17 protein-coding genes and 1 tRNA gene are annotated in these 16,595 nt (G+C 62.3%); 5 read left to right on the forward strand and 13 right to left on the reverse strand.

Annotated elements, in window-relative coordinates:
- Window positions 1-64: 64 nt before the first annotated feature.
- Window positions 65-307: a hypothetical protein gene (locus G7048_RS16445; protein ID WP_166069174.1), complete on the reverse strand. Its 243-nt coding sequence runs from the start codon at window positions 305-307 to the stop codon at window positions 65-67.
- Between the two features lie 60 nt (window positions 308-367).
- On the opposite strand from G7048_RS16445, the gene G7048_RS16450 reads away from it, so the two are divergent.
- Both G7048_RS16450 and G7048_RS16455 read left to right on the forward strand, forming a co-directional pair.
- Window positions 368-718 (forward strand): type II toxin-antitoxin system RelE/ParE family toxin, encoded by a 351-nt coding sequence (locus tag G7048_RS16450; RefSeq protein WP_166069175.1) that lies wholly within the window; start codon window positions 368-370, stop codon window positions 716-718.
- 13 nt (window positions 719-731) lie between these two features.
- Window positions 732-1,052 (forward strand): helix-turn-helix domain-containing protein, encoded by a 321-nt coding sequence (locus G7048_RS16455; protein ID WP_166069176.1) that lies wholly within the window; start codon window positions 732-734, stop codon window positions 1,050-1,052.
- On the opposite strand, the gene G7048_RS16460 is transcribed toward G7048_RS16455, so the two are convergent.
- The 3 genes from G7048_RS16460 to G7048_RS16470 are packed head-to-tail and all read right to left on the reverse strand — an operon-like array spanning window position 1,053 to window position 3,965.
- Window positions 1,053-2,423, reverse strand: a complete 1,371-nt coding sequence (locus G7048_RS16460) for an amino acid permease (protein WP_166069177.1) — start codon at window positions 2,421-2,423, stop codon at window positions 1,053-1,055.
- A gap of 54 nt (window positions 2,424-2,477) precedes the next feature.
- Window positions 2,478-3,293, reverse strand: a complete 816-nt coding sequence (locus tag G7048_RS16465) for a helix-turn-helix domain-containing protein (protein WP_166069178.1) — start codon at window positions 3,291-3,293, stop codon at window positions 2,478-2,480.
- Window positions 3,294-3,317: 24 nt separating this feature from the next.
- Window positions 3,318-3,965 (reverse strand): LysE family translocator, encoded by a 648-nt coding sequence (locus tag G7048_RS16470; protein WP_166069179.1) that lies wholly within the window; start codon window positions 3,963-3,965, stop codon window positions 3,318-3,320.
- A 440-nt stretch (window positions 3,966-4,405) separates the two neighbouring features.
- On the opposite strand from G7048_RS16470, the gene G7048_RS16475 reads away from it, so the two are divergent.
- The 3 genes from G7048_RS16475 (at window position 4,406) to G7048_RS16485 (ending at window position 5,342) form a co-directional block, all read left to right on the forward strand.
- Window positions 4,406-4,624 carry a hypothetical protein gene (locus G7048_RS16475; protein WP_166069180.1) on the forward strand — a complete coding sequence of 73 codons (219 nt, stop codon included), beginning with the start codon at window positions 4,406-4,408 and terminating at the stop codon, window positions 4,622-4,624.
- Between the two features lie 52 nt (window positions 4,625-4,676).
- Complete coding sequence (gene infA / locus G7048_RS16480) at window positions 4,677-4,943, forward strand: translation initiation factor IF-1 (RefSeq protein WP_166069181.1); 267 nt, start codon at window positions 4,677-4,679, stop codon at window positions 4,941-4,943.
- Between the two features lie 87 nt (window positions 4,944-5,030).
- Window positions 5,031-5,342: an RNA-binding protein gene (locus tag G7048_RS16485; RefSeq protein ID WP_166069183.1), complete on the forward strand. Its 312-nt coding sequence runs from the start codon at window positions 5,031-5,033 to the stop codon at window positions 5,340-5,342.
- A gap of 94 nt (window positions 5,343-5,436) precedes the next feature.
- On the opposite strand, the gene ycaC is transcribed toward G7048_RS16485, so the two are convergent.
- The 9 genes from ycaC to fdnG all read right to left on the reverse strand — a co-directional run bounded on the left by ycaC (window position 5,437) and on the right by fdnG (window position 16,488).
- Window positions 5,437-6,069 (reverse strand): isochorismate family cysteine hydrolase YcaC, encoded by a 633-nt coding sequence (gene ycaC / locus G7048_RS16490; protein ID WP_166069184.1) that lies wholly within the window; start codon window positions 6,067-6,069, stop codon window positions 5,437-5,439.
- Window positions 6,070-6,239: 170 nt separating this feature from the next.
- Window positions 6,240-7,166, reverse strand: coding sequence for a LysR family transcriptional regulator (locus G7048_RS16495; protein WP_166069185.1), 927 nt, complete (start codon window positions 7,164-7,166; stop codon window positions 6,240-6,242).
- A 132-nt stretch (window positions 7,167-7,298) separates the two neighbouring features.
- Window positions 7,299-7,393: transfer RNA gene (locus G7048_RS16500), tRNA-Sec, on the reverse strand.
- A 22-nt stretch (window positions 7,394-7,415) separates the two neighbouring features.
- A complete protein-coding gene (selB, locus tag G7048_RS16505; RefSeq protein WP_166069186.1) occupies window positions 7,416-9,347 on the reverse strand; it encodes a selenocysteine-specific translation elongation factor in 1,932 nt (643 codons plus the stop codon).
- A 2-nt stretch (window positions 9,348-9,349) separates the two neighbouring features.
- The gene (gene selA / locus G7048_RS16510) at window positions 9,350-10,804 is read right to left on the reverse strand and encodes an L-seryl-tRNA(Sec) selenium transferase (RefSeq protein WP_166069187.1); all 1,455 of its coding nucleotides are present in this window, start codon (window positions 10,802-10,804) and stop codon (window positions 9,350-9,352) included.
- Window positions 10,805-10,822: 18 nt separating this feature from the next.
- The gene (gene fdhE / locus G7048_RS16515; protein ID WP_166069188.1) at window positions 10,823-11,767 is read right to left on the reverse strand and encodes a formate dehydrogenase accessory protein FdhE; all 945 of its coding nucleotides are present in this window, start codon (window positions 11,765-11,767) and stop codon (window positions 10,823-10,825) included.
- 76 nt (window positions 11,768-11,843) lie between these two features.
- A complete protein-coding gene (locus G7048_RS16520; RefSeq protein WP_166069189.1) occupies window positions 11,844-12,470 on the reverse strand; it encodes a formate dehydrogenase subunit gamma in 627 nt (208 codons plus the stop codon).
- Complete coding sequence (fdxH, locus tag G7048_RS16525) at window positions 12,467-13,411, reverse strand: formate dehydrogenase subunit beta (RefSeq protein ID WP_166069190.1); 945 nt, start codon at window positions 13,409-13,411, stop codon at window positions 12,467-12,469. Before fdxH ends, G7048_RS16520 begins: the two co-directional genes overlap by 4 nt.
- An 11-nt stretch (window positions 13,412-13,422) precedes the next feature.
- A complete protein-coding gene (gene fdnG, locus G7048_RS16530) occupies window positions 13,423-16,488 on the reverse strand; it encodes a formate dehydrogenase-N subunit alpha (RefSeq protein WP_166069191.1) in 3,066 nt (1,021 codons plus the stop codon).
- Window positions 16,489-16,595: the final 107 nt, after the last annotated feature.

Genomic DNA, 16,595 nt, shown 5'->3' on the forward strand with positions numbered 1-16,595 from the left:
GCCTGCCTGCTTGCCTGCTTGCTTGGTTCGAGGGTTGAGGCCGGGTTTCGCCCCGGCGGGCGAGTCACTTTTGCTTGCGCGCAAAAGTAACCAAAACGCGCTTTGAAGTCCTCCGGCAGAACTCGACTTCGCGCTTGCGCGCTCCGCTCGGACAACCGCCGGAAATCAGTTTGGAAGAGGTGGTTTCGGCACTTTGCTTCGCTCGTGCCGGTTCATCTCGCGATTTCGCGAGATGTTGGTGTGCGAGGTTTGTCTTGCTTGAAATTGCTTTTTCGCTGAGGCGGCGCAGACTGCCTGCGTGCGTCATGTTCTAGGTTCTTCGGATGGCGGCATGCTGATTGCTGTCTATATCTGAACGGATATAATCATGACGCAAAAAAGAAGGCTTCTTCACTGGGAAGGTTCGTCGAAAAAAGACTTCAAGACCTTCCCGGTTGCAGTGCAGAAAGACATGGGTGTGGCGCTTTTCGTCGTGCAGTTGGGCGGCAGTCCCGGCATGGCGAAACCATGGAAAGGTCTGGGCAGTGGCGTGTTCGAGCTGTTCGAGGACCATCGTGGTGACACCTTTCGCGCCGTATACACGGTGCGGGTGGGCGATGTCATTCATGTTCTGCACGCATTCCAGAAGAAATCCAAGTCCGGCATTTCCACACCGCGTCCTGATGTGGATCTGATCGAAAAGCGGCTCAAGGCCGTGCTTGCGCGGTATGCGCATTGAGAGGGAGAACGTGATGACTCGACATTCCAATCCAGCGGGAACCAGCAATGTGTTGCTCGACCTCGGATTTGATGACGCAGAGGAGCTGAGCGCCAAGGCCGAGCTTGCACTCAAGCTCAATGAGGTGATCGACCAGCGAGAACTGAGTCAGATGGAAGTGGCCGCCATCACCGGCATGTCTCAGCCGAAGGTGTCGCAGGTGCGGCGCTACAAGCTGCAGAACATCTCTCTGGAGCGTTTGATGCAAGCCCTGGTGGCGCTGGACCAGCGTGTGGAGATCGTTGTCACACCGGCCACGCGCAAACACGTGGCAGGCATCACGGTTGCTGCTTGATCATTGGTTTGTGCGCCCGCTGCGCCACCAGTAAATCATCGCCAGCACGATCAACCAGGGCAGGCCGAACGCGAGCGTCAAGCGGAACTCTGGCGTGAACGCTGTGGTCAGCAGTACGGCGGCCATCAGCAGCGCGCCGAGTGAGGTGAGCCACGGGAATCCCCACATGCGAAAGCTCACGCGGGGTGCGTTTTCGCGGTTGCGGCGCAGGCGGAAGGCGAGGTGGGTGACGAACACCATGAACCACGCGAACATCGCGCCGAACATGGCGATGGACATCATCCACACGAACGATTCCTTGGGCCAGAACGCGTTGATGAACATGGCGACTGCAGCACCGAGGCTGGAGACCAGAATCGCCGCAGTCGGTACGCCGCGAGTGTTCGTCACGCCGAACATCTGCGGTGCTTGCTTGGCGCGCGCGAGGCTGAACATCATGCGCGAGGTGGTGTAGAGCTGGCTGTTCATGGCCGACAACGCGGCGACCAGCACGACGAAATTCAGCACACCTGCGGCCCATGGAATGCCGATCACTTCCATCACGCGCACGAACGGACTGGTCTGCTTGGCGGCTTCGGTCCATGGAACGATGGCCAGCATCAGCGCGAGCGTGAGCAGGTAGAACAGCACGAGGCGCAGCACGGTAGTCTTCATGGCGCGTTGCACGGCCTGCTCAGGGTGCTGCGCTTCGCCTGCTGCCACAGCGATGGCTTCCACGCCCAGATAGCTGAACATGGCGACGATCACTCCCAGCCACATGCCCCACACGCCCTTGGCCCAGAAACCGCCGCCGAGCTGGTAGTTTTCAATGCCGATGCCGGGAATGCGTGCGCCGAAAACGACGTAGGCACCGATCAGCACAAAGGCCACGATGGCGGCGACCTTGATGGCCGAGAACAGGTATTCGACCGCGCCGTAGACCTTCACGCTGCGCAGGTTCACGCCGATGAGGATCAGCGAAAAGATGGTGACCCAGATCCACTGCGGCACATCGGAAAACCAGTAGGCCATGTACATGCCGACGGCGGTCACCTCCATGCCCACCGCGAGCACCAGCGCGGCCCAGTAGGCGTAGCGCACGACGAAGCCTGCGAGCGGGCCGAGGTAGAACTCGGCATAGGCACCGAACGATCCTGATGTGGAGTGCGCGACCGTCATCTCGCCCAGGCAGCCGATGAGCAGCAGGGCGATGAAGGCACCGATGGCGTAGCTCACCAGTACCGCTGGCCCCGCAAAGCCGATGGCGAATGCACTGCCCATGAACAGGCCCGTGCCGACCGCGCCGCCGATGGCGATCATCACCATTTGCGCGCTGGTGAGATGCTGCTGCAAGCCTTTTTCGCGTTGCTGAATGTCTTGAAACTGGGCCATGTGCCGAAGATGTCGGGTTGCCAAAACCCTCCATTTTCGGTGGTTTGGTGTTTTTCAGGCGGCTTGCATTTGAATGGCCGCAGTCTGCGCGTAGTTGCCCGGCGTGAGCGAGTGGTGGGCCTTGAAGCTGCGCTGCATGTGTGCCTGATCTGCAAAGCCCATGCGGTGCGCGGCGTCTGCCAGTGTGGATCCGTCTGCCAGCAGGCGGCGTGCGCCGTTGATGCGCAGATTCAGGCGGTAGGCACCAGGTGTCACGCCCGTGGCGGTTCTGAATTGGCGCACGAACTGCGACGCGCTCATGCCGAGTCGGGCTGCGATGGTGGCCAGTTGCGTGTCGGCGTCTGGCTCGCTGTGCATGATCTGCAGCGCGTGGCGAATTGCGGGGAAGTCTGCCGCTTCATGTTGTGCCACATTGCTTCCTTCGGCATGCTGATGGACAAAATCCAGCAAGAGGCGGTTGTGCTGCGCGATGTCCGCAGCATGGTGCAGTGGCTTGCACAACTGGTCCACGATGGCGCTGGCTTGCGATGATGAAGATGACAGCGCGCGCTGTGTGAATGTCAGTGCCGCCGTGCCGGTCTGTGCATGCAGCCAGTCCGCGTTCACGAACAGCATGCGGTAGGCCCAGTTGTGCGGCAACTCGGGATTGCAGGCATGCCAGCAGCCGGGCTCGATCAGCACGGCGCTGTGCTGCGCGACATCCTCGGGGCCATGTGCATGATGGAACGACGCTGTGCCGAGATCGACGATGCCGATGGAGTATTCGTCATGCGCATGCAGCCGAAAGCAGTGGGTGGACGGCCGGCTTACGCGCAACTCCAACCACGGCGCAGCGGGGTGACGGTGGAATTCGTGAATTTGCGGCTTCATGGCGATGGGCTCATTGCAACGGGATCATGCCAGTATCCCCGCGATGCTGCCGAGCAGGACCAGAGCGAGTGATCGATTGAACCAGCGCTGGCGAGTGGCGGTGCGCAACCAGCGTCTGAGCATGCGACCGAGCACGGCCCAGCAACCTACGCCGAGCATGCAGGCGATCAGCGACACCGCGCAGAACCACGCGAGCGCAGCGGGCAGCACCGATGAGGGTGCGTTGACGGTGATGGGCACGACGAACAATCCCACGCCGGACAGCGCCACCAACCACGCTTTGGGGTTGAATGACTGGATTGCAGCGCCTTGCATGAAGGCTTGCAGCAGCCCTGTCTGCGCGATTTCAGCGCTTTCGTTTTCATTGTCGTGCGTGTCCGGTAGTTGATCAGCCACCGGAGCCTGGGCGATGCGCCAGGCCAACCAGGCCAGATAGGCCGCGCAGACCCATGACGCGGCAATGGCCACTGCGGGATCCTGCAGCAGCCATTGCCCCGACAGGCCCATGATCCACACGACCAGTGCGTAGCTGATGCTCGCGCCCAGCACGTAGAAAATGGCGCAAATGCGCCGCGATTGGCTGCCGTGGCGCATGGCGATCACGTTGACCGGGCCGGGCGTGATCGCGCCCGCCAACGCAAATCCAGCCATGGCGAAAAGAGAGGTGAGCATCGATTGTCGAGAGCGCTTTGAGGGAATGGAGTGGGCGCAGTCTGAACCGTGATGCGGTGCCTGTATTGAACGCAATTGCGGGCTGCGCAGAGCGTTCGGGCCTTGAGCGGGTTCTCGGCAACCAAGCAACACTTCGGCGTGTCGGGTCATGGCCGCAAGACTTATCGGGGCAATCAGCGTATACTGTACGAACGCGTCACGCATCTGCTCACCCATTCTTGGCGCACGTACAACCCCAATAGGCCCCTTGGCTATTCCGGTTCATCCTTTTTGAAGACGCGGCTGTTGCCCTTGCTCTTCGTCGTTCGGTGAGTGTTTCCAAGTCCCTGCGGGCTTGTTTTTCCTCTGGTTCCCGACGGGTATCGCTTTCGATGCTTGCGGAACAGACCCTCCACACCACTTCTCGCGTTTCGCCGTTTGCGAAGGCGCGAGCACCGAACATGTTCATCCCCAGCTTTGTCGAGCGAGTGGGCAGTTACCTCGTAACGCCCCTCGTCAAATCCAACGACAGTGGCCAGTTCCTGGCCTCTGTGTCCATACGTCGCGGCGCTTACGACCGCATTTTCCGTTTCGCGAGCAGCTTCCCGACCAGCGCACTTGCCATGCAGCATGCGCTTGTTGAAGGCCGAGGCATGGTGCTCGCCAACGAACTCAACTGAACCGAATCGAACCGAGCGGCTGCTTGTGCTTGCCGCCAACCCAAGGAGAACTGTGTCCAAAGAAGAACTCATCGAAATGCAAGGCAAGGTCGACGAAGTGCTGCCCGATGCGCGCTATCGCGTCACGCTTGAAAACGGCCATCAGCTCGTCGCCTACACCGGCGGAAAAATGCGCAAGCACCGTATCCGCATTCTCGCGGGCGACCGCGTCACGCTGGAGATGTCTCCCTATGATCTGACCAAGGGTCGCGTGACCTTCCGTCATATCGAGACCCGCTCGGGTGCGCCTGCCAAGACGCCGTTCCGCAAGCGTCATTGATCGCCTGCGTCGGCCCATTCATTCAACCCCCATTCAACCCCGTCGGATCAGCGATGCTGGTCCGTCATCACCATCTGGAAAATCCAAATGAACAATCGTCTGTACGTCGGCAATCTCGCCTACTCTGCCACCAACGAAACGCTGATCCAGCAATTCAGCGAATTCGGTACCGTCTCCAGCGCCAAGCTGGTGATGGACCGCGAAACCGGCCGCTCCAAGGGCTTTGCCTTTGTGGAAATGGAAACCGAAGCTGACGCCCAAGCCGCCATCAACGCGCTGGACGGCAAGTCGGTCGACGGCCGCGCCATCAAGGTGAACGTTGCACGCCCACCAGAGCCACGCACTGGCGGCTTCGGCGGCGGCGGTGACCGCGGTGGTTATCGCAACAACCGTTATTGATGTGACCTGAAGGCGACCATGCGCAACCGCGCATGGGGTGGCCTTGCACACAAAAAAAGATGCGGCATCCGGTGCCGCATTTTTTTTGTCCGCTTTACTTTGGCGCCGTCAAAGTCGTGTAACTGCTGATCAGATTCCGGTAGTCCGGGATGTGATTGGAGAACAGCGCGCCCAGACCTTCGATGTCATTGCGCCAGTCCCGGTGCAGTTCGCAGGCAGCGCCAAACCAGGTCATCAACTGCGCACCGGCCTGCTCCATGCGGCTCCATGCGGCCTGTTGGGTCATGCTGTTGAACGTACCGGAAGCATCGGCGATCACGAACACCTCGAAGCCTTCTTCCAGTGCAGACAGCACCGGGAACGCGACGCAGACCTCGGTCACCACACCGGCAACGATGAGCTGCTTTTTGCCGGTTGCCTTGACGGCCTTCACGAAGTCCTCGTTGTCCCAGGCATTGATCTGGCCGGGGCGCGCGATGTAGGGCGCGTCTGGAAACTTCTCTTTCAGCTCGGGTACCAGCGGACCATTGGGGCCGGTTTCAAAGCTGGTGGTGAGAATGGTCGGAAGCTTGAAGTACTCGGCCATGTCGGCCAACGCGAGCACATTGTTCTTGAACTTGTCGGGATCGATGTCGCGCACGAGCGAGAGCAGACCCGTCTGGTGATCCACCAGCAGCACGGCGGCATTGTTCTTGTCGAGGCGAACGTAGGGCTTGGATGAGCTCATGAAAATCTCCATATGGGTTGAGCAGGTGGACCTGCGGGACCTGTGCATCGCCATGAGGCGTTGCGTCTTGCACAGGACTATTGCAGGAGACTCCAACCCTTGGAAGATGGTGATTTCTGATCGCAGCGTTCCATGGGTGCACCGATGTGTGCCGCCTGTCCTCGCGTGCGTTACGCCGGTCGGTCGGCGAATTCCCGAGCCAGAAAATCCAGCAGCGCACGCACGGCGGGCAGCAAACCGCGCCGGGAAGGAAACACGACATGCACCAAGGCGACGCGCGGTTGCCAGCCCGGCAGCAGCTCGATCAGGCGTCCGCTCTCCAGATCCGTGCGCACCATGGCCAGAGGCAACTGCGCCACGCCCACGCCGCACACGGCGGCTCGCCAGAGCGCCACGCGGTCGTCGGTCACCAGTCGCGGAGATGCCAGCGGGATGTGTGCTTTGGCGTTGTCCGGACCTTGCAGCTCCCAGTAGTAGTCGCGCCCGCCCTTGAACGAACTCAGGCTGGGCCAGCGTTCGATGTCGCTGACGGCAGGCAGGCCGCCCATGCGCTCCACCAGTGCCGGGCTGGCGACCAGCAACTGGCAGCTTTCGCCCAGAACCTTCATGACCAGATCGCTGTCCTCCAGCGGGGGAAAGCGCACGCGGATGGCGAGATCGAACCCTTCCCGGATGACATCGACCTGCCGATTGGTGCTCTCCACCTGCAATTCCACGTCGGGGCATTCGGCCAGGAACCGCCCGAACGTATCGCCCAGATGGTAGTCGAGCAGGGCCGTGGGGCAGGTCAGCCGGACCACGCCGCGCGGCGCGCTGTGCGAGGTCTCCACCAGCGTCTGGGCCGCTTCCGCTTCCACCAACATGGCGACGCAACGCTGGTAGTAGGCCTGACCGATGTCGGTCACCACAAAGCGGCGCGCCGAGCGCTGGATGAGCCTCACGCCGAGGCGCTCTTCGAGCAGGGCAATGCGGCGGCTCAGTTTGGATTTGGGCTGATTCAGCGCGCGACCTGCGGCGGCAAAACCACCATGCTCGACCACTTGCACGAAGTAGTGCATGTCGTTGAGATCAAACGAAGCTGGGAAGTGAAACGGCATAAGACTTTTTTATCACAGCGGGTTCGCTGCGGCAATGTCCGGGCGCGCGTTGGCCTTGGCAGTTCTGGGGCTTCACGCTTTGCACCCATGCCGAGGTGGAGCGGGTTGCATGTCTCTTGATGGGGAGTGTTCTGGCGGAAGAGAGAGGGAGTCGAACCCACCGACCGCGCTTGGCGCAATCCACCGGGTTTGAAGCCCGGGCGCCCCACCGGGGACGCTTCTCTTCCATTGGATACTTTGGTCTCTTGCTTAGTCCTGCGAGCTGTCGTTTTCAAACAGCGAGGTGCCGGGCCTGAGCAGGTGTTGATCCTTCACGCGGCGGGTGAACCCCACGCGGTCAAAGAACTCCAGCAACTGGATCGAACGCTTGCGGCCAAGGCCTGTGGCGTCGCGGAAGGCTGCGGCCTGAAGACCTGCATCCGACGAGTTGCACGTGCGCGCGATCTCTGCGAGACGCTCGATTGTAGCCAGCGGAAAGAACAAATCCTTGACCACCTGAAAAACTTGACCACGTCGCGCAAGACTCGCCAAGGTCTGGCGCACCATGGCCTCGGGCGTTTGCGTGTCTGCCGCCAACGTGCGCACCCAGGGCGGGTCGAATGCGCCGTTGGCAAGCAGGGGCAGGAGCTGCTCGGCGACTTGTTCCTCGGCCTCGTTCATGCGTACCGCATGCTCGGGCTTATGCAGCCAGTGGCCGCTGCGCGCAATGCTGCCATCGGCCAACAGTTGCTCGATAAGGAACTGCCAGAGCGCATCGTCGGCGCGCGGAGCGGCAAGGCGCTTGAGGCGCTTGATGTCGGGCCCAATCTCGTCGGGCGAGGTGGTGTGGAGGGCTTGCAGGCGGTCCAGCACATAGCCTTTCAAGGACTGCAAGGCTGCGGGTGCGATGGCCATGTGGCCGTTCGCAAAGCGCAGCGCGTTTGCGGGCAAGGGCAGTGCGCTTGCATCGTTCACGCCTTCAGCGCGGGCGGTGCGTTGCAGATCGAGTCCTTGTGCGGATTGCGCCAGCAGTGCGCTCAATCGCGCAGCGCGATCGGAAAGCGCTTGCGCCTGCAAAGCCGCGAGCCGTTCTGGCGTGCTGCGGTAGCGCTGCGGCGCGTACGGATCGAGCACGCGAATGCCGGCCACCGTGCGGGTGGCCGACGCATCGCGCAGCACGCCGCGATCACCATGCCAGGCGGCAATGCGCTCGCGCAGAACGATCTGCGCGAGCGCTGTTTCACCGGGTTCCAGCGTGGTGTGATCAAGCAGCACGATGCTGCCGAGCACGTCGCTCGTTCCCAAATGCACATGCACGGGCGTGCCGGAGCGCAACGCGCGTTCTTCGTCGGGCCAGAGCGTGCATTCCACATCGAAGCGCGCGCTGCCGATGGCAATGTGCGCGCTGCTGATCCAGTCGCCACGGTGCACGTCATCCTTGGCAATGCTGGCCAGCGCGAGCGCGGAGCGTTGGCCTTGCGTTGCTGTTTCTGCTTGGCGGTTGAGCGCATGAATGCCGCGCACGCGCACCTGTTTGCCACTCGGGCTGAGCGTGAGTTCGTCGCCCACCGACACCGTGCCGCTCGTGATGCTGCCGGTGACCACGGTGCCCACGCCTGTGAGCGTGAACGAGCGATCCACGGCCATGCGGAAGGCTTGCGCGTTGTCGGCGGAATGGTGTGAGTCATGCGTGTGCGCCTGCTCCAGCAGATGCTGGCGCAGTGCCTCGATGCCTTCGCCCGTGATGGCGGAGACTTCATGCATGGGTGAATTGGCCAGCGCGGTGGGTGCAAGCAGCGCGGCGATTTCAGCGCGCACTTGCGCCATGCGTTCAGCGCGCGTGGCTGCGTCGAGCCGGTCGATCTTGGTGATGGCGACCGTGGCCTTGCGCACGCCGAGCAGCGACACGACCGCAAAGTGCTCGCGCGTCTGCGGCATCACGCCGTCGTCTGCGGCCACGACCAGCAGCGCATGCGCAATGCCGGTCGCGCCCGCGAGCATGGTGTGCAGCAGCTTTTCATGGCCCGGCACATCGACAAAGCCGAGCGAGACGCCGCCCTCCGTGTGCAGATAGGCGTAACCCAGTTCGATGGAAATGCCGCGCCGTTTTTCTTCGGGAAGACGGTCGGTTTCCACGCCGGTCAGCGCGCGCACCAGCGAGGTTTTTCCGTGGTCGATATGACCTGCTGTTCCGATGATCATGTTCAGTTCTGCGACAGGGCGTCTGCGAGTGCGCCCAGTTGCTGGGTGAATGCGGCTTCGTCGCGTGCTTCAAGGCAACGCAGATCGAGCCACAGCGTGTCGTCTGAAATGCGACCAATGACCGGGCGCGGCAGGCTGCGCAGTGCGGCTTCCAATTTGCCGAGCGCGCGACCGGCACGCTTGATGTGCACGGGGCGAATCGCGAGGCCATAGCTGGGCAGCGTGTCCACCGGCAGGGCACCACTGCCGATCTGGCTGAGCATGGGGGCGATGCCGACTTCATATTCGGTGCCGACGGCGGTTTGCAGCGGCGCGACCAGCGCTTGCGCTTGTGCTTTCATCTGCGCTTGCGGGCGCGTGAACAGACGCAGCGTGGTCAAACGCTCGGCCAGATGTTCGGGCGTCAGATAAAGCTGCAGCACAGGCTCCAGCGCGGCCAGCGTGAGTTTGCCTACGCGCAGCGCGCGCTTGAGCGGGTTCTTCTTGATCTTCGCGATCAAGTCCTTGTTGCCGACGATGAGGCCCGCCTGCGGGCCGCCCAGCAGCTTGTCGCCGCTGAAGGTGACGATGTCGGCACCGGCAGCCACGGTCTCGCGCACGGTGGCCTCATGCGGCAGGCCGTACTGCGCCAGATCGACCAGCGTGCCGCTGCCCAGATCCACCACCATCGGCAGGCCGCGTGCGTGGGCAATCGCGGCGACTTCAGCTTCGGACACGCTCTTGGTGAAGCCCGTCACCTCGTAGTTGCTGCAATGCACCTTCATCAGCAGCGCGGTGTCGTCGGTGATGTTGTCCGCGTAGTCCTTGGCGTGCGTGCGGTTGGTGGTGCCGACTTCGACGAGCTTGGCTCCGGCGCGGCTCATGATGTCGGGGATGCGGAACGCGCCACCGATCTCGACCAGCTCGCCGCGCGAGACGATCACTTCCTTTTTCGCGGCCAGTGCGTTGAGCGTGAGCAGCACGGCGGCAGCGTTGTTGTTGACCACCGTGGCGGCTTCTGCTCCGGTCAACTCGCGCAGCAGATCGTTGACCAGATCGTCGCGATCACCGCGTCCGCCGGTGGCCAGATCGAACTCCAGATTGGCGGGCGTGGTGAGCGCCTGCACGACGGCCTGCACGGCCACATCGGGCAGCAGGGCACGGCCCAGATTGGTGTGCAGCACCGTGCCGGTCAGGTTGAAAACCGCCTTCAGACGCGGCGCAAACTGCTGCGCCAAGCGCGCTGCGACTTGCTGCGCAATCGCATCGGGCTGCAAATTTTCCGGGGCCACGTCACCTGCCAACGCGGCCGGGCGCAGCGCATCGATGGCGGCGCGCACGGCCTTGGTGGCGGCGCTGGTGCCGTACTCGGCCATCAGCGCCTTGAGCGCGGGCGTGCCGAGCACGCGGTCCACGGCGGGCAGGCGGGCTGCGAAGGAAGTGGGCGCGGCAGTGGGTGCGTGTTCGGCGGTGCTCATGGCGTGCGGCGTTTTCTGTCAGGCGTTGTCTTCAGGCGCGGCGTCGGCCTCGGCCATCGGCAGCAGCGGGTTGATGCTGGCGCGGGCGAACGCGGTTTCGCTCATCAGCAGGTCGAGCATCAGCGTCGCCAGATCATCGGCCAAGGGCTCCGCGAACGGGTCCTTTTCCTGATTCGAAATCTTGCGGTAGGTGTGGCACACATCGCAGGTTTCGGCCAGCACGGTGTCGTCGCTGCCGTCGACCTTCTGGTACTTCACACCCTTGGTGCTTTCGCAGTGGCTGCATTTGATGCGCACCATATGCCATTCGGTGCAGCACGCGCCGCAATGCAGATAGCGCAGACCGGCATCGCGCCCGCCGATGCGGATCACGCTGGCCACGGGCGGCGTGCCGCACACCGGGCAGACGGTGGCCGGGTCGGTGTAGGGAACATCGCTTTCCTGCAGCTTGCTCGCACGGTCGGCAAACACCACTTGCAGCGCCGCCATGACGATGGGCGCAGCCGCCAGATCGGCACTTTCGGTAAGCAGCCCCACCAGCACGCGGCGAGCCAGCGTGTTGCGGTCTTCGGTGCGCATGGTGCGCAGCGATTGCAGCGTGGGCTTGAGGGCATCGGGCACGTTGGCCGCACTGTCCAGTTCATCCAGCAACTGGATGAGCACGTCCTGCCACACCGGATCGATGTGGTTGGCGGCAGGCAAGAGCGGCATGGAATGCGCTTGCGCCAGCGCGATCTGCGCGGCGTCCGGCGCTGCGGTCTGCACGTTGGCGGCAGCCTTTTGCTGCGCCTTGACGATCTGCGCGACAAAACGCAGATAGTCGCCAATGGGGTTGCCGTCGGCCTTTTGTTCCAGACGCGCGGCGCGCTCGGCAAACACCTGTGCGGGATGGGGCAGGCGAATGCGCTGGGGATTGGTACGGTCCAGGGCTTCGATGTCACCTGGTTGAAGAATTCGTTGCACTGCGTTGTGACTCCAAAAAAGAAACTGCCGCCGACTACCTGGAGCAATCGGCGGCAGGGCAGGGCGAGTGACTATGTTAGCTGTTGTCGCCCGTCATCTTGCGATACCAGCCGCGGTGGTGCTGTTTTGCCCATGCGCGAGTCACGGTGCCGTACAGCATGGCGCGGATGGTGCCCTTGGTCCAGATGGCTGCGTAGACGTGCATGATGATCAGGCCGATCATCCACACGGCTGCGGCTGCGTGCAGGATGGATGCGAAACGCACCCAGCCCACGGGCAGATTCAGCCATGCGCGCCACATCATGACGCCCGAGACGATGAGCGCCAGCATGCCGATGCCGAGGCCCCAGAACAGCACCTTCTGACCACCGTTGTACTTGCCCTGTTCGGGCATGTCGTGGTCGTCGCCGTCGATCATCTTGTTGACGTTCTTGAGCCATTCCACGTCGCGCTTCTCGATGATGTTGAGCTTGGCGAAACGGAAGAACATCACGATGAAGAACACGAACATCACCACACCGATGTAGGGGTGCAGGATGCGCGTCCACGGACCGCCGCCGAACAGCATGGTCAGCGGGAAGAACGCTGGATGGAAGAACGCCAGACCCGACAGGGCCAGCAGGATGAAGCAGATGCCCACCACCCAGTGGTTCAGGCGCTCCGACGCGTTGTAGCGTTGCAGGTCACGAGGGTTGCGTCTCATGGCTGTGTCTCCTTCGCATGGGATGGTTGCTGTGCTGCTTCGGCCTCACGGTCCTTGCGCTCTTCGTCGTCTTCCAATTCCTTGGAGACTTCGTTCGGGCCCTTGGTGACATAGTGGAACAAGCTGCCGAGCGCCGCTGCACCGAGTGCGAACATCGCGAGCGGCTTGGTCACGCCCTTCCAGACGCTGACCATGGAGCTGATCTTGGGCTCGTCGGGCAGGTTGGCATACAGCGATGGCTTGTCCGCATGGTGCAGAACGTACATCACGTGTGTGCCGCCCACGCCTTGCGGGTCGTAGAGGCCAGCGTCCTTGAAGCCGCGTTCGTTCAGGTCCGCAATGCGTTCCGCTGCCTGGTCCTTCATCGCCTTCTTGGTGCCGAACATGATGGCACCGGTCGGGCAGGTGGTGACGCAAGCAGGCTCGCGGCCCACGGCCACGCGGTCGGAGCACAGCGTGCACTTGTAGGCCTTGTGGTCCTTCTTGGAGATGCGCGGCACGTTGAACGGGCAACCGGTCACGCAGTAGCCGCAGCCCACGCAGTTTTCCTCATGGAAATCCACGATGCCGTTGGTGTACTGCACGATGGCTCCGGGCGATGGGCAGGCTTTGAGACATCCGGGGTCGGCGCAGTGCATGCAGCCGTCCTTGCGGATGAGCCATTCCAGATTGCCCGTGGCCTCGTTGTCGTATTCGGTGAATTTCATCACCGTCCACGCGTTCTCGGTCAGGTCGGTCGGATTGTCGTAGGTGCCATGGCATTCGCCGGGCTCCTGACGCAGATCGTTCCACTCCATGCACGCCGATTGGCAGGCCTTGCAGCCGATGCACTTGGAGACGTCGATGAGTTTGGCCACCTCGCCGGACTGCGGCGACCGCGCCTGTGGAGGCGGGGTCGTCGTGGCGGAAAGGCGCATGATATCGAGGGATTGCAATGACATCTGTTGCTCCTTTACGCCTTCTCGACCTTCACGAGGAAGGTCTTGAATTCCGGTGTCTGACTGTTGCCGTCGCCAACAAATGGCGTGAGCGTGTTGGCCAGATAACCCGGCTTGGTCACGCCCTTGAAGCCCCAGTGAATCGGAATGCCCACGTGGTGCACCGTCTTGCCTTCGATCTTCATCGGCTTGATGCGCTTGGTGACCACGGCCACGGCCTTGATCGCGCCGCGCTTGGAGGACACCTTCACCTTGTCGCCCGCCGCAATGCCAAGCTCCTTGGCCAGCGCTTCGCCGATTTCGACGAATTGCTCCGGCTGCGTGATGGCATTGACCAGCGAGTGCTTGGTCCAGTAGTGGAAGTGCTCCGTCAAACGATACGTCGTGCCCACATGCGGGAACTCGCTCGCCTTGCCGAAGGTTTCCCAGATGTGCGGGAACACCCGTGCCGCCGGCGAACTGGTGGCCTTGGGGTTGTTCGGGTACATCGGGTTGTGACCGACGGGCGTGTCGAACGGCTCGTAGTGCGTGGGGAACGGACCTTCGTTCATGCCCTTGCGAGCAAAGAAGCGTGCCACACCTTCCGGGTTCATGATGAACGGACCGTTGCCGGTTTCGGGCGCGATGCCGACTCCGGTGTCCGGCACGTCAGCGCCCACCCAGGCCTTGCCGTTCCACTTGATCAGCTCGCGATTCGGATTGAATGGCTTGCCGCTCACGTCGGCGGAGGCGCGGTTGTACAGCACGCGGCGGTTCGCTGGCCAGGCCCAGGCCCAGTTCAGCGTGTTGCCGATGCCCGTCGGATCGGAGTTGTCGCGGCGACCCATCTGGTTGCCAGCGGTGGTCCACGAACCAGCCCAGATCCAGCAGCCCGAGGCCGTGGAGCCATCGTCGCGCAGCTCGGCAAATCCGGAGATCTGTTGGCCTGCAGGACGCAGCACCTTGGTCGGGTCCTTCGGATCGGTCAGATCGACCAGCGCCTTGCCGTTGTACTCCTTGGCGATTTCTTCCGAAGAAGGATGCGCCGGTTGCGAGTACTTCCAGTCGAGCTTGGCGATGGGGTCCGGATACGCGCCGCCGTCCTTGGCGTACATGGCCTTCAGGCGCATGTGCAGCGCGGACATGATGGCGATATCGGTCTTGGCTTCTCCCGGTGGCTCGGCAGCCTTCCAGTGCCACTGCAGCACACGCGACGAGCTGACCACTGCGCCATCTTCTTCAGCGAAGCAGGTGGTGGGCAGGCGGAACACTTCGGTTTTGATGCTGGCGGTGTCCACATCGTTGAACTCGCCGAAGTTCTTCCAGAACTCTGACGTTTCCGTTGCGAGCGGGTCCATCACCACGAGAAACTTCAGCTTGGACAGACCATCACGCACGCGCGTGCTGTTGGCCAGCGCCGCGATGGGGTTGAAGCCCTGCGCGATGTAGCCGTTGACCTTGCCGTCGTTCATCATCTGGAAGTACTGGAGCATGTCGTACTGCTTGTCGAGCTTCGGCAAGTAGTCGTAGCACCAGTTGTTCTCGGCCGTGGCGTTGGCGCCGTACCAGGACTTCATCAGGCTGACGTGGAACTTGGGATAGTTCTGCCAGTAGCTCATCTGATTGGCGCGCAGAGGCTTCTGCGTGCGGCTCGTGATGTAGCCCTGATATTCCTGCTCGTTCTGCATCGGCAGTGTCAGGTAGCCTGGCAGACTGGCCGAGAGCAGACCCAGATCGGTCAGACCCTGGATGTTGGAGTGACCACGCAGCGCGTTCATGCCGCCGCCAGCGATGCCGATGTTGCCGCACAGCAGTTGCACCATCGCACCGCAACGCAGGATCTGCGCGCCGGTGGAATGCTGCGTCCAGCCCAGCGCATACAGGATCGTGGCTGCGCGGCCCGGCACGGCGGTCGAGGCGAACTTCTCGCACACGTGCAGGAATTTCTCCTTCGGCGTGCCGCAGACGCTCTCCACGCGTTCCGGCGTGTAGCTCTCGTAGTGCTTCTTCATCAACTGGTACACGCAGCGCGGGTGCTGCAGTGTCGGGTCGGTCTTGACGTAGCCGTCTTCGCCGAGCTCGTAATCCCAGCTCTTCTTGTCGTAGGTGCGCTTTTCTTCGTTGTAGCCCGAGAAGATGCCGTCCACGAATTCGTAGTCATCGCGCACGATGAAGGTGAAGTCCGTGTAGTTCTTCACGTACTCGTGATGGATCTTGTCGTTGGCGAGCAGGTAATTGATCATGCCCCCGAGGAACACGATGTCGCTGCCCGAACGGATAGGGGCGTAGAAGTCCGCCACCGAGGCTGAACGGTTGAAACGCGGGTCCACCACCATGAAGTGCGCCTTGTTGTGCGCCTTGGCTTCGGTGACCCATTTGAAGCCGCACGGGTGCGCTTCAGCGGCATTGCCGCCCATGATCAAAATAACGTCCGCATTCTTGATGTCGACCCAATGGTTCGTCATCGCTCCACGGCCAAACGTCGGGGCAAGACCTGCCACCGTCGGGCCGTGTCAAACACGGGCTTGGTTGTCGAATGCGAGCAGGCCCCACGAACGGGCCACTTTGTGCGTGATGTATCCGGCTTCGTTGCTGGCGGCCGATGCGGCCAGCATGCCGGTGGTGAGCCAGCGGTTCACCGTCAGACCGTCTTCGGTCTTGGCGATGAAATTCGCGTCGCGGTCGTCCTTGAGGAGCTTGGCGATGCGTGTCAGCGCGTCGTCCCACGACAGGCGCTTCCACTCGCTCGAGCCGGGAGCGCGGTACTCGGGGTACAGCAGACGGTTGGGGCTGTTGATGAAGTCCATCAGACCCGCGCCCTTGGGGCACAGCGTGCCGCGATTGACGGGGTGGTCCGGATCGCCCTCGACGTGGATGACCGAGGCCTTGGCGTTCTTGCCGCCGGTGCCCAGCGAATACATGAGGATGCCGCAGCCGACAGAGCAGTACGTACAGGTTTGGCGCGTGACCGTGGTCGATGCGAGCTTGAACTGACGCACCTCCGCAAGAGCGGCCGTGGGCGAGAAGCCCATGGCCACGAGGCTGGAGCCGACCAGGCCCGCCCCGCTCATGCGGAAGAAATGTCTTCTGTTCATGTCCATGACAGATCCTCCTTGGTTAGTGTTGAAAAAATCATCGCAGTAGCTTGTGATAACTGGCTTGTCCAGCGCCAGCCGATGAGCCGACGCCGATACCTCCAGGGCCGGTG

The organism is Diaphorobacter sp. HDW4B (genome assembly GCF_011305535.1).
Classification (GTDB): Bacteria; Pseudomonadota; Gammaproteobacteria; order Burkholderiales; family Burkholderiaceae_C; genus Diaphorobacter_A.

What these genes read in the sequence shown, in the direction of transcription:
- selB (WP_166069186.1), bottom strand. Translation starts at nt 9,347, where the DNA reads ATGATCATCGGAACAGCAGGTCATATCGACCACGGAAAAACCTCGCTG.
- ycaC (WP_166069184.1), bottom strand. Translation starts at nt 6,069, where the DNA reads ATGAGCTCATCCAAGCCCTACGTTCGCCTCGACAAGAACAATGCCGCC.
- G7048_RS16470 (WP_166069179.1), bottom strand. Translation starts at nt 3,965, where the DNA reads ATGCTCACCTCTCTTTTCGCCATGGCTGGATTTGCGTTGGCGGGCGCG.
- G7048_RS16460 (WP_166069177.1), bottom strand. Translation starts at nt 2,423, where the DNA reads ATGGCCCAGTTTCAAGACATTCAGCAACGCGAAAAAGGCTTGCAGCAG.
- G7048_RS16445 (WP_166069174.1), bottom strand. Translation starts at nt 307, where the DNA reads ATGACGCACGCAGGCAGTCTGCGCCGCCTCAGCGAAAAAGCAATTTCA.
- G7048_RS16465 (WP_166069178.1), bottom strand. Translation starts at nt 3,293, where the DNA reads ATGAAGCCGCAAATTCACGAATTCCACCGTCACCCCGCTGCGCCGTGG.
- G7048_RS16455 (WP_166069176.1), top strand. Translation starts at nt 732, where the DNA reads ATGACTCGACATTCCAATCCAGCGGGAACCAGCAATGTGTTGCTCGAC.
- G7048_RS16475 (WP_166069180.1), top strand. Translation starts at nt 4,406, where the DNA reads ATGTTCATCCCCAGCTTTGTCGAGCGAGTGGGCAGTTACCTCGTAACG.
- G7048_RS16450 (WP_166069175.1), top strand. Translation starts at nt 368, where the DNA reads ATGACGCAAAAAAGAAGGCTTCTTCACTGGGAAGGTTCGTCGAAAAAA.
- G7048_RS16495 (WP_166069185.1), bottom strand. Translation starts at nt 7,166, where the DNA reads ATGCCGTTTCACTTCCCAGCTTCGTTTGATCTCAACGACATGCACTAC.
- selA (WP_166069187.1), bottom strand. Translation starts at nt 10,804, where the DNA reads ATGAGCACCGCCGAACACGCACCCACTGCCGCGCCCACTTCCTTCGCA.
- G7048_RS16520 (WP_166069189.1), bottom strand. Translation starts at nt 12,470, where the DNA reads ATGAGACGCAACCCTCGTGACCTGCAACGCTACAACGCGTCGGAGCGC.
- G7048_RS16485 (WP_166069183.1), top strand. Translation starts at nt 5,031, where the DNA reads ATGAACAATCGTCTGTACGTCGGCAATCTCGCCTACTCTGCCACCAAC.
- fdxH (WP_166069190.1), bottom strand. Translation starts at nt 13,411, where the DNA reads ATGTCATTGCAATCCCTCGATATCATGCGCCTTTCCGCCACGACGACC.